Source organism: Pseudomonas sp. R19M (genome assembly GCF_050312585.1).
Taxonomy (GTDB): domain Bacteria; phylum Pseudomonadota; class Gammaproteobacteria; order Pseudomonadales; family Pseudomonadaceae; genus Aquipseudomonas; species Aquipseudomonas palleroniana.
The window spans coordinates 32,513-47,140 of sequence record NZ_JBNPJV010000059.1 but is presented as its reverse complement, the minus strand read 5'-3'; the positions used below and the strand labels follow the sequence as shown (position 1 = coordinate 47,140).

Annotated in this window: 12 protein-coding genes; 10 read left to right on the top strand and 2 right to left on the bottom strand. The window is 59.2% G+C overall.

Annotation, left to right across the window (positions count from 1 at the left end):
• Positions 1-675, bottom strand: coding sequence for an N-acetylmuramate alpha-1-phosphate uridylyltransferase MurU (gene murU / locus ACQRBT_RS11950; protein ID WP_090368505.1), 675 nt, complete (start codon positions 673-675; stop codon positions 1-3).
• On the bottom strand, positions 672-1,697 hold the full coding sequence (locus ACQRBT_RS11945) for an aminoglycoside phosphotransferase family protein (RefSeq protein WP_412047496.1): 1,026 nt from the start codon (positions 1,695-1,697) through the stop codon (positions 672-674). The genes murU and ACQRBT_RS11945 overlap by 4 nt, the downstream gene beginning before the upstream one ends.
• 130 nt (positions 1,698-1,827) lie before the next feature.
• On the opposite strand from ACQRBT_RS11945, the gene ACQRBT_RS11940 reads away from it, so the two are divergent.
• The 10 genes from ACQRBT_RS11940 (at position 1,828) to ACQRBT_RS11895 (ending at position 14,605) form a co-directional block, all read left to right on the top strand.
• Positions 1,828-4,641 (top strand): LPS-assembly protein LptD, encoded by a 2,814-nt coding sequence (locus ACQRBT_RS11940; RefSeq protein WP_412047495.1) that lies wholly within the window; start codon positions 1,828-1,830, stop codon positions 4,639-4,641.
• Positions 4,616-5,956 carry a peptidylprolyl isomerase gene (locus ACQRBT_RS11935; RefSeq protein ID WP_081087108.1) on the top strand — a complete coding sequence of 447 codons (1,341 nt, stop codon included), beginning with the start codon at positions 4,616-4,618 and terminating at the stop codon, positions 5,954-5,956. The genes ACQRBT_RS11940 and ACQRBT_RS11935 overlap by 26 nt, the downstream gene beginning before the upstream one ends.
• Complete coding sequence (gene pdxA / locus ACQRBT_RS11930) at positions 5,953-6,942, top strand: 4-hydroxythreonine-4-phosphate dehydrogenase PdxA (RefSeq protein ID WP_244384990.1); 990 nt, start codon at positions 5,953-5,955, stop codon at positions 6,940-6,942. The genes ACQRBT_RS11935 and pdxA overlap by 4 nt, the downstream gene beginning before the upstream one ends.
• On the top strand, positions 6,939-7,751 hold the full coding sequence (gene rsmA / locus ACQRBT_RS11925; RefSeq protein ID WP_412047494.1) for a 16S rRNA (adenine(1518)-N(6)/adenine(1519)-N(6))-dimethyltransferase RsmA: 813 nt from the start codon (positions 6,939-6,941) through the stop codon (positions 7,749-7,751). The genes pdxA and rsmA overlap by 4 nt, the downstream gene beginning before the upstream one ends.
• Positions 7,752-7,880: 129 nt before the next feature.
• Positions 7,881-8,261 carry a Co2+/Mg2+ efflux protein ApaG gene (gene apaG / locus ACQRBT_RS11920; RefSeq protein ID WP_060757279.1) on the top strand — a complete coding sequence of 127 codons (381 nt, stop codon included), beginning with the start codon at positions 7,881-7,883 and terminating at the stop codon, positions 8,259-8,261.
• Positions 8,261-9,112: a symmetrical bis(5'-nucleosyl)-tetraphosphatase gene (locus ACQRBT_RS11915; protein ID WP_060757278.1), complete on the top strand. Its 852-nt coding sequence runs from the start codon at positions 8,261-8,263 to the stop codon at positions 9,110-9,112. The genes apaG and ACQRBT_RS11915 overlap by 1 nt, the downstream gene beginning before the upstream one ends.
• A 9-nt stretch (positions 9,113-9,121) precedes the next feature.
• Positions 9,122-9,451 carry a thiosulfate sulfurtransferase GlpE gene (glpE, locus tag ACQRBT_RS11910; RefSeq protein ID WP_090368494.1) on the top strand — a complete coding sequence of 110 codons (330 nt, stop codon included), beginning with the start codon at positions 9,122-9,124 and terminating at the stop codon, positions 9,449-9,451.
• A gap of 284 nt (positions 9,452-9,735) precedes the next feature.
• Positions 9,736-11,658, top strand: coding sequence for a PrkA family serine protein kinase (locus tag ACQRBT_RS11905; protein ID WP_104994845.1), 1,923 nt, complete (start codon positions 9,736-9,738; stop codon positions 11,656-11,658).
• 113 nt (positions 11,659-11,771) lie between these two features.
• Positions 11,772-13,043, top strand: coding sequence for a YeaH/YhbH family protein (locus ACQRBT_RS11900; protein WP_060757275.1), 1,272 nt, complete (start codon positions 11,772-11,774; stop codon positions 13,041-13,043).
• The gene (locus tag ACQRBT_RS11895; protein WP_060757274.1) at positions 13,040-14,605 is read left to right on the top strand and encodes a SpoVR family protein; all 1,566 of its coding nucleotides are present in this window, start codon (positions 13,040-13,042) and stop codon (positions 14,603-14,605) included. The genes ACQRBT_RS11900 and ACQRBT_RS11895 overlap by 4 nt, the downstream gene beginning before the upstream one ends.
• Positions 14,606-14,628 lie beyond the last annotated feature (23 nt).

Below are 14,628 nucleotides of genomic sequence, written 5' to 3'. Positions count from 1 at the left end.
TTATCGCTCCGCAGTCAGCAGGGTTTCGACCTGCGCCAGGCGCTCCAATGTCCCCACATCAATCCAGCGTCCCGCCATGTGCTCCCCCGTTACCAGACCTTTGCTCATGGCCGCCCGCAGCAGCGGCGCCAATTTGAAGGCACCGGCACTGCAACCCGCGAACAGCTGGGGGTCGAGTACCGAAATGCCACTGAAGGTCAGGTTATCGGCACCGGGCGCGGCATCATGAAGCAAACCCTGGTCCAGGTAGAAATCACCACCCGAAGGGTGATGCGCCGGGTTATCCACCATCACCAGGTGGGCCAGGCCCTGAAGCGGCTGACGTAGCCGGGTGAAGTCGTAATCGGTCCAGATATCACCATTGACCACCAGGAACGGCTCATCCCCCAGCAACGGCAAGGCCTGGAAAATCCCGCCTCCGGTTTCCAGCGGTTCTCCTTCGGCCGAATACTGGATGCGCAGGCCAAACTGCGCGCCGTCACCCAGATAACTTTCGATCTGCTGACCGAGCCACGCATGGTTGATCACAATCTCGGTGAAACCGGCCTTCGCCAGTGCCTCCAGGTGATACTCGATCAGGCGCTTGCCGCCCGCTTGCACCAGCGGCTTGGGCGTATGCAGCGTCAGCGGGCGCATGCGCTCGCCTTTGCCGGCGGCCAGGATCATCGCCTTCATAGGCTCGCCTCGACCGGCTCGCGCAGGCTGGCAAGCAACTCACCCAGTTCGCGCAGTTCGGGCCGGTCTGCAAGCACCGCTTCTATATAAGCAAAGAAGCGCGGCACATCCGCCAGATAGCGCGGCTTGCCGTCGCGGTGGCAAATGCGCGCAAAGATGCCGATGACCTTGAGGTGGCGCTGCACGCCCATCAGGTCGCTGGCACGCAGGAAAGCCTCGAAATCGGCGTGCACGGGAATGCCCAACTGCACGGCACGCTCCCAGTAGCCGCGCAGCCATTCGCGCACGCGCGCCTGGGGCCAACTGAGGAATGCATCCTTGAACAGACAGGTGATGTCGTAGGTCACCGGGCCGTAGACCGCATCCTGGAAATCCAGCACGCCAGGGTTGGGCTCGCTGATCATCAGGTTGCGCGGCATGTAGTCGCGGTGTACCAGCACCTTTGGCTGGGCCAGGGCGCTGTCGATCAGTTGCTCGCTGACGCGTTGCCAAAGATCGCGCTGGCGAGTATCGAACTCGATACCCAGGTGCCGGCGAACGTACCACTCAGGAAACAATTCCAGCTCGCGACGCAGCAAGGCAACGTCATAGCTGGGCAGTGGCGCATCCATCGGCAACTGCTGAAAAGCCAGCAGCGCATCGATGGCATCGGTAAACAATTGATCGGCGTTGTCAGCGTCAATCACGTCCAGATAGGTTTTTCTGCCCAGGTCATTGAGCAAAAGGAAGCCGCGTGGCAAATCTTCTGCATAAATTTTGGGTACGTTTATCCCCGATTTCGCCAGTAGATGCGCAATTTCGACGAAAGGTTTGCAGTTTTCCTGGGGCGGTGGCGCGTCCATGACCACGAACGTATGCGCCCCTCCCTCCCAGCGGAAATAACGCCTGAAACTCGCGTCGCTACTGGCCGCGGTCAATGTGGCCGGGGGTACGGCACCCCAACCCTGGGCATTGAAAAGGATTGGCAATTGCTCATCCAGCCAGACTTCCAGCTGTTGTAAACGTAGATCTTGCTCGGGCATTACAAGGGTCTCCGACGGCGCTAGCCGTCAAGCGGGGCATGCTTTATTATCACGCATCTTTTTCAGACCATCGAGAGGCGTGCGGCCCAAACCGCGGGCAGATGGCACGCAGGAAGCCCGGACTAATAAGATGGCATTGAAATCCCCCGCGTTTCGTAGAAAATTTCCGTTGCTGGTAACCGGCAGTCTGCTGGCCATGCAACCTTTCGCCACCTCATTCGTGGTCGCCGCGGAACAGTATGACTGCTCAGTCTCTGCTTCGGGTGCCTGGGATTGCGCGCCGAAAACCGCCGCAGCCCCATTGCCGCCACGCCCGGTGCATGATGGCTCTGCCGTCAGCTCGGCAAACGGTACGCCACAAGGCGAAACCGGCGGCAGCGCCGACGCCGAACCCAAGACCATGCTGGTCACCGAAGCCAAGGGCCGTGGCCTGCGTTCGCGCAGCGCCGACTACAGCCACCTGGACTGGGTGCCTCGCGAGAAGCTGACCGCAGCCCAGTTGGCCGAAACCGGCCCTTATTGCGGCGGTGCGTACATCGAGCCGATGCGTCCAGGCATGAACGACAAGACAGCCAAGAGCGACGCACCGACGTTCATCGGCGCCAAGGCTTCTCGTTACGAGCAGGAACAACAGATCGCGACCTTGGCCGGTGACGTCGTCATGCGCCAGGGCAGCATGCAGATGGAAGCCCAGGAAGCCAGCCTGTATCAGGCCGAGAACCGTGGCGAGCTGAACGGCAACGTTCGCCTGCGCGACAACGGCGCCCTGATCGTGGGTGACCATGCCCAGGTACAGCTCGATACCGGTGCGGCTCAGATCGACAACGCCGAATACGTGATGCACAAATCGCGCATCCGCGGTAACGCCCTGTACGCCAAGCGCGCCGAAAACGCGATCATCCGTCTCAAGGACGGTACGTACACCACCTGCGAGCCAGACAGCAACGCCTGGCAGCTCAAGGGCAACAACATCACGTTGAACCCTGCCACCGGTTTCGGTACGGCAACCAACGCGACGTTGCGGGTCAAGAACATCCCGATCCTCTACACCCCTTACATTTATTTCCCGATCGACAACCGTCGTCAATCCGGCTTCCTGCCGCCGAGCTTCAGCACGGGTGGCGAGACTGGCTTTACCCTGGTTACGCCGTACTACTTCAACCTGGCACCGAACTACGACGCCACGTTGTACCCGCAATACATGACCAAGCGCGGCCTGTTGATGGAAGGCGAATTCCGCTACCTCACCAAGTCCAGTGAAGGTCAGTTCGGCGGCGCGTACCTGAACGATGACAGCGACGAGCGGAAAAATCAGACCGACTACGAAAAAACTCGCTATATGCTCAATTGGCAGCATAAAGGTGGGTTGGATTCACGCCTGACGTCCCAGGTCGACTACACGAAGATCAGCGACCCTTACTACTTCCAGGATCTCAAGACCTATGAAGAAGGGGTTCAGAACCGTGACTTCCTTAACCAGCAAGGCTCCCTGACGTACCGGGGCGACTCGTACCAGGCCCGCCTGAACGTTCAAGCCTACCAATTGGCGACGATTTCCCAGATCACGCCGTATGATCGACTACCGCAAATCACCTTCAACGGTATGTTGCCGTATCATCCGGGCGGATTGAATTTCACCTATGAGACGGAAGCTGCCCGGTTTGAGCGGAGCCTTGAAAATGGCACGTTCACCGATGAAAACGGCGTCGTATCACCGCGACTGGATACTTATGTTACAGGCCTGACCCGTGCTAACGGCACACGCCTGAACGTTGCGCCAGCCGTAGAGTACCCAATGAACTGGACCTACGGTTTCATTACGCCGAAGCTCAAGTACGTTTATACCAAGTACGATCTTGATCTGGATGGCACGGGTAAAAACCAGATCATCGCTGCGCAAGCTGCCGCAGCGGCTACTGGCACCCAATATGCCGGTGGCGAATACAAGAGCTCCCAGGACCGTGCAATTCCGGTCGCAAGTATCGACAGTGGCCTGTACTTCGATCGCAATACCAATTGGTTCGGCAAAGATTATCGCCAGACCCTGGAACCGCGTGCGTACTACCTTTATGTTCCCAACAAGGACCAGAGCGATATCCCAGTATTCGATACCAGCGAATACTCGTTCAGCTATGCCTCGCTGTTCCGCGACAACCGCTTCAGCGGCAATGATCGGGTCGGCGATGAGAACAAGCTCTCCCTGGGTGTGACCAGCCGCTGGATCGAAGAAAACGGCTTCGAACGTCAACGTGTGTCCGTGGGCCAAGCGTTGTATTTCAAGGACCGTGAAGTCCAACTGCCCGGCGTCTTGGCTGCCGACCGTGCCGACGCACAGTCGAACGTATCGCCTATCGCTCTGGACTATGAGTTCCGCTTCAATCGCGATTGGCGTGCGACTGCCGACTACAACTGGGACCCTGACAGCCACAGCCCTCGCTCCGGTAGCGCCATGTTCCACTACCAACCGGAAGACAACCCGAACAAGGTCGTCAACCTGGGTTATCGCTATCGCAACGACCAGGTGGTGTACAACCAGCTGACCGGCAAATGGCAGTTCGGTGGTGACTACGGGCAGCCAGGCGACCCGAATTTCGTGAAGGATTACTACAAAATCCAGCAACACGACTTCTCGATGATGTGGCCGATCGTTCCGCAGTGGAACCTGATCACCCGCTGGCAGTATGACTACGCCCGCAACCGTACCCTGGAAGCCTTCGGTGGTTTCGAGTACGACAACTGCTGCTGGAAACTGCGCGTTATCAATCGTTACTGGGTTTCCAACGACGAATATACCCAGATCGCCCCCCTTAACGAAAAGGGTGACCACGGGCTCTTCTTCCAGATCGTCCTTAAAGGACTCGGCGGCCTGACCGGCTCCAAGGTAGAGAGCTTCCTCGACAAAGGCATTCAAGGTTATCGTGAACGTGAAGATCAAGCTTTCTGATTGTCTGCGCCCGCTCGTGCTGGGCGCGCTGTTCCTGGGTACCGTATCGGCACACGCGGCCGTTCAACAGCTGGACAAAGTTGCGGCCATTGTCGATAACGACGTGATCATGCAGAGCCAGCTGGACCAACGGGTCAAGGAAGTGCAGCAAACCATCGCCAAGCGTGGCGGCGGTGTGCCACCGACCAGCGTTCTGGAGCCTCAGGTGCTGGAGCGCCTGATCGTCGAAAACCTGCAACTGCAGATCGGCGAACGTTCCGGCATCCGTATTTCGGATGAAGAGTTGAACCAGGCCGTCGGCACCATCGCTCAGCGCAACAACATGAGCATCGATCAGTTTCGCGCCGCCCTGGCTCACGATGGCCTGTCCTATGAGGACGCTCGTGACCAGATCAAGCGTGAAATGATCATCAGCCGTGTGCGTCAGCGTCGTGTGGCGGAGCGGGTCCAGGTTTCCGAACAGGAAGTGAAGAACTTCCTGGCTTCGGACCTGGGCAAGATGCAGCTCTCCGAGGAACTGCACCTGGCCAATATCCTGATCCCGACGCCGGACAGCGCCAACGCTGAGCAACTCAATGCCGCCGCGGCAAAAACCCAGGCCGTTTACGACCGCCTGAAGGCTGGCGCTGACTTTTCCCAGACCGCCATCGCCGTATCCGGCAGCGATAACGCCCTGGACGGTGGTGACATGGGCTGGCGTAAAGCCGCTCAGTTGCCGCCGCCGTTCGACCGCGAACTCAGCGCAATGCAAGTGGGTGATATCACCCAGCCTGCCCGTACGCCAGGCGGCTTCATCATCCTCAAGCTGTTGGGCAAGCGTGGCGGCGAGACCTCGCTGAAAGACGAAGTCCATGTTCGTCACATCCTGGTCAAGCCAAGTGAAATCCGCACCGAGGCACAAACCAAGGAGCTGGCGCAGAAGATCTATGACCGCATCGAAGGCGGTGAAGACTTCGCCACCCTGGCCAAGAGCTTCTCGGAAGACCCGGGTTCGGCGCTCAACGGCGGCGACCTGAACTGGATCGACCCGAAAGCCCTGGTGCCGGAGTTCCAGGACGTGATGGCCAAGACCCCGCAAGGCGTGCTGTCCAAGCCGTTCAAGACCCAATATGGCTGGCATGTACTGGAAGTCCTGGGCCGTCGCGCCACCGACAACACCACCCAGGCTCGCGAGCAACAAGCCCTGACCGTGCTGCGTAACCGCAAATACGACGAAGAGCTGCAAACCTGGCTGCGCCAGATCCGTGACGAAGCCTACGTTGAGAACAAGCTGCCAGGCGCCGAGCAAACAGGCACCAACCAGGCAAGCCAGTGAAACCCCAACGTTTTGCAGTCACACCCGGCGAGCCGGCCGGCATTGGTCCAGACCTCTGCCTGCTGCTCGCCTCGCAGCCCCAGCCACACCCCCTGATTGCCATTACCAACCGCGACCTGCTCCTTGAGCGGGCTGCGCAGTTGGGCGTGGCCGTCAACCTGCTGGACGTGGCGCCGGGCAACTGGCCTGATGTGCCGGCCCCCAAAGACAGCCTGTATGTATGGGATACCCCGTTGCCGGCCAAGGTGGTTGCCGGGCAACTGAACAAGGCCAACGCGGCCTTTGTGCTGGAAACACTGACCCGCGCCGGGCAAGGCTGCATGAACGGTGACTTCGCCGGCATGATCACCGCCCCTGTACACAAGGGTGTGATCAACGAGTCCGGCATCGCCTTCTCGGGCCATACCGAATTCCTCGCCGAACTGACCCACACCGCTCAAGTCGTGATGATGCTGGCGACTCGCGGCCTGCGCGTTGCCTTGGTGACGACGCATCTGCCGCTGCGTGAGATTGCAGACGCCATCACCGCCGAACGGGTGGAGCGTGTCACACGCATCCTGCACGCCGACCTGCAACAGAAATTCGGCATCGCCCAACCGCGCATCCTGGTCTGCGGGCTCAACCCCCACGCCGGTGAAGGCGGCCACTTGGGCCATGAAGAAATCGACATCATTGAACCGACATTAGAGCGCCTGCGCCAAGAAGGCATGGACCTGCGTGGCCCACTGCCTGCGGACACTCTGTTTACCCCCAAATATCTGGAGCACTGCGATGCAGTGCTGGCGATGTACCATGACCAAGGGCTGCCCGTGCTGAAATACAAAGGCTTCGGCGCCGCAGTCAACGTGACATTGGGCCTGCCGATCATCCGTACCTCCGTCGACCATGGCACCGCCCTGGACCTGGCAGGCAGCGGCAAGATCGATACCGGCAGCCTGCACGTGGCCCTGGAAACCGCCTATCAGATGGCCGAGACCCGTATATGACTGAGCATTACCAACACCGGGCGCGCAAGCGCTTCGGGCAAAACTTCCTGCACGACGCCGGCGTGATCGACCGCATCCTGCGCTCCATCCATGCCAAACCCGACGACCGCCTGCTGGAAATCGGTCCGGGCCAGGGCGCACTGACCCAGGGCCTGTTGGCCAGCGGCGCTCAACTGGACGTGGTTGAGCTGGACAAGGACCTGATCCCGATCCTCAACCAGCAGTTTGCCGGCAAGTCCAACTTCAACCTGCACCAGGGCGACGCCCTCAAGTTCGACTTCAACAGCCTCAATGCCGCGCCTAACAGCCTGCGTGTGGTCGGCAACCTGCCGTACAACATTTCCACACCGCTGATTTTCCATCTGCTGAACAACGCAGGGATCATCCGCGACATGCACTTCATGCTGCAAAAGGAAGTGGTTGAGCGTCTGGCAGCAGGTCCGGGTGGGGGTGATTGGGGTCGCCTGTCGATCATGGTCCAGTATCACTGCCGCGTGGAGCACTTGTTCAACGTCGGCCCTGGGGCGTTCAATCCGCCACCGAAGGTTGACTCGGCCATTGTGCGGCTGGTGCCTCACGCCGTACTGCCGCATCCCGCCAAGGACCATCGGTTGCTGGAGCGCGTGGTGCGTGAAGCATTCAACCAACGTCGCAAGACCTTGCGTAACACGCTCAAGGCGCTGCTGAGCAACGCCGAGATCGAAGCCGCCGGCGTCGATGGCGGCCTGCGCCCGGAGCAACTGGACCTGGCTGCGTTCGTGCGCCTGGCCGACCAGCTTGCCATCCAACCGCCGCTCGCCGCAGACTGAAGCCTGCCTCTGTGGGAGCCGGTTTACCCGCTCCCGCAGACAGCGAGTCTGGCCTAGTGCCCGCCTCATGGCCTAGACTGATCCGCATCTGCTGTCCTCCGCTTTTGCTTTTAAGGTAAGGCCTCTCGCATGTCCGATCCTCGCTACCAGATCGACGTCAGCGTCGTCACCCGCTTCCTCGCGGACCAATCGCAACCTGAACACAACCGTTTCGCCTTCGCCTATACCGTCACGGTGAAGAACAACGGGCTGGTGCCGGCCAAGCTGCTGTCGCGCCACTGGGTCATCACCGACGGTGACGGCCAGGTAGAGGAAGTACGCGGCGCGGGCGTTGTCGGCCAACAACCATTGATCGACAGCGGCGCCAGCCACACTTATAGCAGCGGCACGGTCATGACCTCCAAGGTCGGCACCATGCAAGGCTCGTATCAAATGAAGGCCACCGATGGGAAGTTGTTCGACGCCATCATTGCGCCCTTTCGCCTCGCGGTGCCGGGAGCCCTGCACTGATGGCGACCTACGCGGTCGGCGACCTGCAAGGCTGCCTGGAGCCTCTCAAGTGCCTGCTTGAACAAGTGGGCTTCGACCCGGTGAATGATCGCCTGTGGTTGGTGGGTGATCTGGTCAACCGTGGCCCACAGTCACTGGAAACCCTGCGCTACCTCTATCGTTTGCGCGACTCACTGGTGTGCGTACTGGGCAACCACGACCTGCACCTGCTGGCGGCGGGCAATAACATCGAGCGCCTGAAAAAGAGCGACACCCTGCGGGAAATTCTCGAAGCGCCCGATCGTGTCGAACTGCTCGATTGGCTCCGCCGACAAAAGCTCATGCATTATGACGAAGCCCGCAACACGGCCTTGGTCCACGCTGGCATCGCGCCGCAGTGGTCACTGAAGAAAGCCCTCAAGTGTGCCGCCGAAGTAGAAGCGGCGCTGGCCGATGACAACCTCTACACCGCCTATCTCGATGGCATGTACGGCAACGAGCCGGTGAAGTGGGACAACGACCTCAGCGGCGTCACCCGCCTGCGAGTGATCACCAACTACTTCACGCGCATGCGCTTCTGCACCGCCGAGGGCAAGCTGGACCTCAAAAGCAAGGAAGGCGTCGATACCGCGCTGCCTGGGTACAAGCCCTGGTTTGCCCATAAGGAGCGCAAGACCCGCGACACGAAGATCGTCTTCGGTCACTGGGCAGCCCTGGAAGGCAAGTGCGAAGAACCTGGCGTGTATGCCCTCGACACCGGTTGCGTGTGGGGCGGCGCCATGACCCTGATGAACATCGACACCGGCGAGCGCCTGAGCTGCCAGTGCCCACCCCCCGTGCCCGTCACACAGCCGACCGCCGCCAAGCCATAGGAGCCCGCCATGAGCGAATTCAAACGTATCCCCCCCGAACAAGCCCAGGCGTTGCGCGAGCAGGCCGCAGTGGTCGTGGATATCCGTGATCCCCAGGCGTACGCCGCGGGTCATATCAAGGGCGCCCAACACCTGGACAACCACAACATCGCCGATTTCATCCGTGCGGCCGACCTCGACGCGCCGGTGATCGTGGCCTGCTACCACGGCAATTCCAGCCAGAGTGCCGCCGCCTACCTGATCAGCCAGGGCTTCTCCGACGTCTATAGCCTGGACGGTGGCTTCGAGCTGTGGCGTACGACCTATCCTGCGGAAATTTCCTCAGGCGATTCGCAATAATTTTTTTCACACCCCGCTACCCCGCGTGACGCTTGGGCTCGCGCCGTTTCTGACGAACGGCGCAGCCAAACTAATTGCGCATCTCACCTTGACCTCCCGGATTCCGAACTATCCTTAAGCGCAGGCCATCCAAATCAGGGGAGAGCCGGTACACCGGCGTGCGGGTCATCGGTAGCGTTTCAGGGTGTTCTGGGGGGAAACAGTCATTGGCGTCCGCCAATGTCTGCCAGCATCGACTGATTGATCCGGCGTCGGCTCCACGTATCGAGCGAGGTGACGACGTCATGAGTATTTTTAGCCACTTCCAACAACGCTTCGAGTCCACACGGCAAGAAGAACTCACGCTGCAAGAGTATCTCGAGCTGTGCAAACAGGACCGCAGTGCCTATGCATCCGCCTCCGAGCGCCTGCTCTTGGCGATTGGCGAGCCGCAATTGATAGACACCTCAAGCAATTCACGCCTGTCGCGAATATTCTCCAACAAGGTGATCCGGCGCTACCCGGCCTTTGAAGACTTCCATGGCATGGAAGAATGCATCGACCAGATCGTCTCTTACTTCCGCCATGCCGCCCAAGGCCTGGAAGAGAAGAAACAGATCCTCTATCTGCTGGGTCCCGTCGGCGGCGGCAAGTCTTCCCTGGCGGAAAAACTCAAACAACTGATCGAGAAGGTGCCCTTCTACGCCATCAAGGGTTCGCCGGTCTTCGAGTCGCCTTTGGGCCTGTTCAACGCCACGGAAGATGGCGCGATCCTCGAAGAGGACTTTGGCATCCCTCGTCGCTATCTCAACACCATCATGTCGCCTTGGGCCACCAAGCGCCTGTCCGAGTTTGGCGGGGACATCAGCCAGTTCCGCGTGGTGAAACTCTACCCGTCGATCCTCAACCAGATCGGCGTAGCGAAAACCGAGCCAGGGGATGAGAACAACCAGGACATTTCCGCGCTGGTGGGTAAAGTCGATATCCGTAAACTCGAAGAATTCCCGCAGAACGACGCCGACGCCTACAGCTACTCGGGCGCCCTGTGCCGGGCCAACCAGGGCCTGATGGAGTTCGTGGAGATGTTCAAGGCACCGATCAAGGTGCTGCACCCACTGCTGACCGCCACCCAGGAAGGCAACTACAACAGCACCGAAGGCCTGGGCGCGATTCCGTTCAACGGTATCCTGCTGGCCCACTCCAACGAATCGGAATGGCACACCTTCCGCAACAACAAGAACAACGAAGCCTTCATCGACCGTATCTATATCGTCAAGGTGCCTTACTGCCTGCGGGTCAGCGATGAAATCAAGATTTACGACAAACTGCTGTTCAACAGTTCGCTGGCCAAGGCCCACTGCGCGCCCGACACCTTGAAGATGCTGGCGCAGTTCACCGTACTGTCACGTCTCAAGGAGCCGGAAAACTCGAATATCTATTCGAAGATGCGCGTATACGACGGCGAAAACCTCAAGGACACCGACCCCAAGGCCAAGTCGATCCAGGAGTACCGCGATACTGCAGGCGTGGACGAAGGCATGAACGGCCTGTCGACACGCTTTGCGTTCAAGATCCTCTCCAAGGTCTTCAACTTCGACCCTCACGAGATCGCCGCCAACCCGGTGCACCTGCTCTACGTCCTCGAACAGCAGATCGAACAGGAACAATTCCAGGCGGAAACCCGCGAACGCTACCTGCGCTTCCTCAAGGAATACCTGGCGCCGCGCTACATCGAGTTCATCGGCAAGGAAATCCAGACCGCCTATCTGGAGTCCTACAGCGAATACGGCCAGAACATCTTCGACCGCTACGTGCTGTACGCCGACTTCTGGATCCAGGACCAGGAATACCGCGACCCGGAAACCGGCGAGATCCTCAACCGCGTGGCTCTCAACGAAGAACTGGAGAAGATCGAAAAACCGGCCGGCATCAGCAATCCGAAGGATTTCCGCAACGAAATCGTCAACTTCGTGCTGCGCGCACGCGCCAACAACAATGGCAAGAACCCAACCTGGCTCAGCTACGAGAAGCTGCGGGTGGTCATCGAGAAGAAAATGTTCTCCAACACCGAGGATCTGCTGCCGGTCATCAGCTTCAATGCCAAGGCCAGCAAGGAGGATCAGCAAAAACACAACGATTTCGTCACACGAATGGTCGAGCGTGGCTACACCGACAAACAGGTGCGACTGCTCTCCGAGTGGTACCTGCGGGTTCGCAAATCGCAGTAAGGCAGCGACGGGCGCACACTGCCAGGCCTTTGGCCTGGCAGCTGACCGCTTGTCTCTAAGCTTCCAGCTCGCGGCTTGAAGCTTGTAACGTGAAGCTGCCCGGAGGGCTCCCCATGAGCTATGTGATCGACCGACGCCTCAATGGCAAGAACAAAAGCACGGTAAACCGCCAACGTTTCCTGCGGCGTTACCGTGACCACATCAAAAAGGCCGTTGAAGAGGCCGTCAGCCGTCGCTCCATCACCGACATGGAGCATGGTGAACAAATCAGCATTCCCGGACGGGACATCGACGAACCGGTGCTGCACCACGGTCGTGGCGGCAAGCAGACCGTGGTTCACCCCGGCAACAAGGAATTCACCACCGGCGAACATATCCAGCGCCCCCAGGGCGGAGGCGGCGGCAAGGGGCCGGGCAAAGCTGGTAACTCCGGCGAAGGCATGGATGAGTTCGTGTTCCAGATCACCCAGGAAGAATTCCTCGAATTCATGTTCGAAGACCTGGAACTGCCTAACCTGGTCAAACGCAACCTGACCGGCACCGACACCTTCAAGACCGTGCGTGCCGGCGTCAGTAACGAAGGTAACCCGTCCCGCATCAATATCATTCGCACCCTGCGCTCGGCGCATGCCCGGCGTATTGCCCTGTCGGGCAGCAGTCGCGCAAAACTGAAGGAAGCCAAGGAAGAACTGGCCCGTCTTAAACGTGAAGAGCCAGACAACTTCGGCGATATTCAGGAAATCGAGGCGGAAATCGAGAAACTCAGCGCGCGTATTCACCGTGTGCCGTTTCTCGATACCTTCGACCTCAAATACAACCTGCTGGTGAAGCAGCCCAACCCCAGTTCCAAGGCCGTGATGTTCTGCCTGATGGACGTGTCCGGCTCCATGACCCAGGCCACCAAGGACATCGCCAAACGTTTCTTCATCCTGCTGTACCTGTTTCTCAAGCGGAACTACGACAAGATCGACGTAGTGTTCATTCGACATCACACCAGCGCGCGGGAAGTGGACGAAGAAGAGTTTTTCTATTCGCGGGAAACCGGCGGCACCATCGTGTCCAGCGCCTTGAAACTGATGCAGGAGATCATGGCCGAGCGCTATCCAGCCAATGAGTGGAACATCTACGCCGCCCAAGCCTCCGACGGTGACAACTGGAATGACGACTCGCCAATCTGCCGCGACATCCTGATCAACCAGATCATGCCGTTCGTGCAGTACTACACTTATGTTGAAATCACCCCCCGTGAGCATCAGGCCCTGTGGTTCGAATACGAACGCATCGGCGAAGCCTTTGCCGACACTTTCGCCCAGCAGCAACTGGTCTCGGCCGGCGATATCTACCCGGTCTTCCGTGAACTCTTCCAGCGCAGGTTAGTGACATGACCGCCAAAAAAGAGCAAAAACGCCAACCCATATCCACGGGCTCCGAGTGGACCTTTGAACTGATCCAGGCCTATGACCGGGAAATCAGCCGTATCGCGGCGGGCTATGCCCTGGACACCTACCCCAACCAGATCGAAGTGATCACCGCCGAACAGATGATGGATGCCTATGCCTCGGTGGGCATGCCCTTGGGCTATCACCATTGGTCCTACGGCAAGCACTTCCTTAGCACCGAGAAATCCTACACCCGTGGCCAGATGGGGCTGGCCTACGAGATCGTCATCAACTCCGACCCGTGCATCGCCTACCTGATGGAGGAAAACACCATCTGCATGCAGGCGCTGGTGGTGGCTCACGCCTGCTACGGGCACAACAGCTTCTTCAAGGGCAACTACCTGTTCCGCACCTGGACCGATGCCAGCTCGATCATCGATTACCTGGTGTTCGCCAAGCAGTACATCATGCAGTGCGAGGAACGCCACGGCATTGATGCGGTAGAAGATTTGCTCGACTCCTGCCATGCCCTGATGAACTACGGCGTTGATCGCTACAAACGCCCGTATCCGATCTCCGCCGAAGAAGAACGCCTGCGCCAGAAGGAGCGCGAGGAGCACCTGCAGAAGCAAATCAACGACCTGTGGCGCACCATTCCCAAACGTGCCGGTAAAAACAGCGACAAAGACAATGCGCGCTTCCCCGCCGAACCTCAGGAAAACATCCTGTATTTCCTGGAAAAACATGCGCCGCTACTAGAGCCGTGGCAGCGGGAAATCGTGCGCATCGTGCGCAAGATCGCCCAGTATTTTTATCCACAGCGCCAGACCCAGGTGATGAACGAGGGCTGGGCAACGTTCTGGCACTACACCTTGATGAACGACCTGTACGACGAGGGGCTGGTCACTGACGGCTTCATGATGGAGTTCCTCACCTCGCACACCAGCGTGGTGTTCCAGCCGGGCTTCGACAGCCCGTATTACAACGGCATCAACCCCTATGCGCTGGGTTTTGCCATGTACCGCGACATCCGCCGCATGTGCGAGCACCCCACCGAGGAGGACCGCCGCTGGTTCCCGGAAATCGCCGGCAGCGACTGGCTGTCGACCATCAAGTTCGCCATGAGCAGCTTCAAGGATGAGAGCTTCATCCTGCAGTACCTGTCACCCAAGGTGATTCGTGACCTCAAATTGTTCAGCATTCTCGATGACGACCTCAAGGATGACCTGGTAGTCCCGGCCATCCATGATGAACCGGGTTACCGCACCATCCGCGAAACCCTGGCGGCGCAGTACAACCTGGGCAATCGCGAACCTAACGTGCAGATCTACAGCATCGACGTGCGCGGTGACCGCTCGCTGACGCTGCGTCACCAGCAGCACGATCGCAAACCCTTGGGTGAGTCCACCGAAGAAGTGCTCAAGCATCTGCATCGGCTGTGGGGCTTCGACATTCACCTGGAAACCCTGCAGGGCGATCAAGTGATGAAGACTCACCATGTGCCACCGCGCACCGATCACAACGACAACGACTACGGCCGCCTGGACCTGGCCGTCGTTCACCTCTGAAACGGCAAAGCCTCCATTGGTCC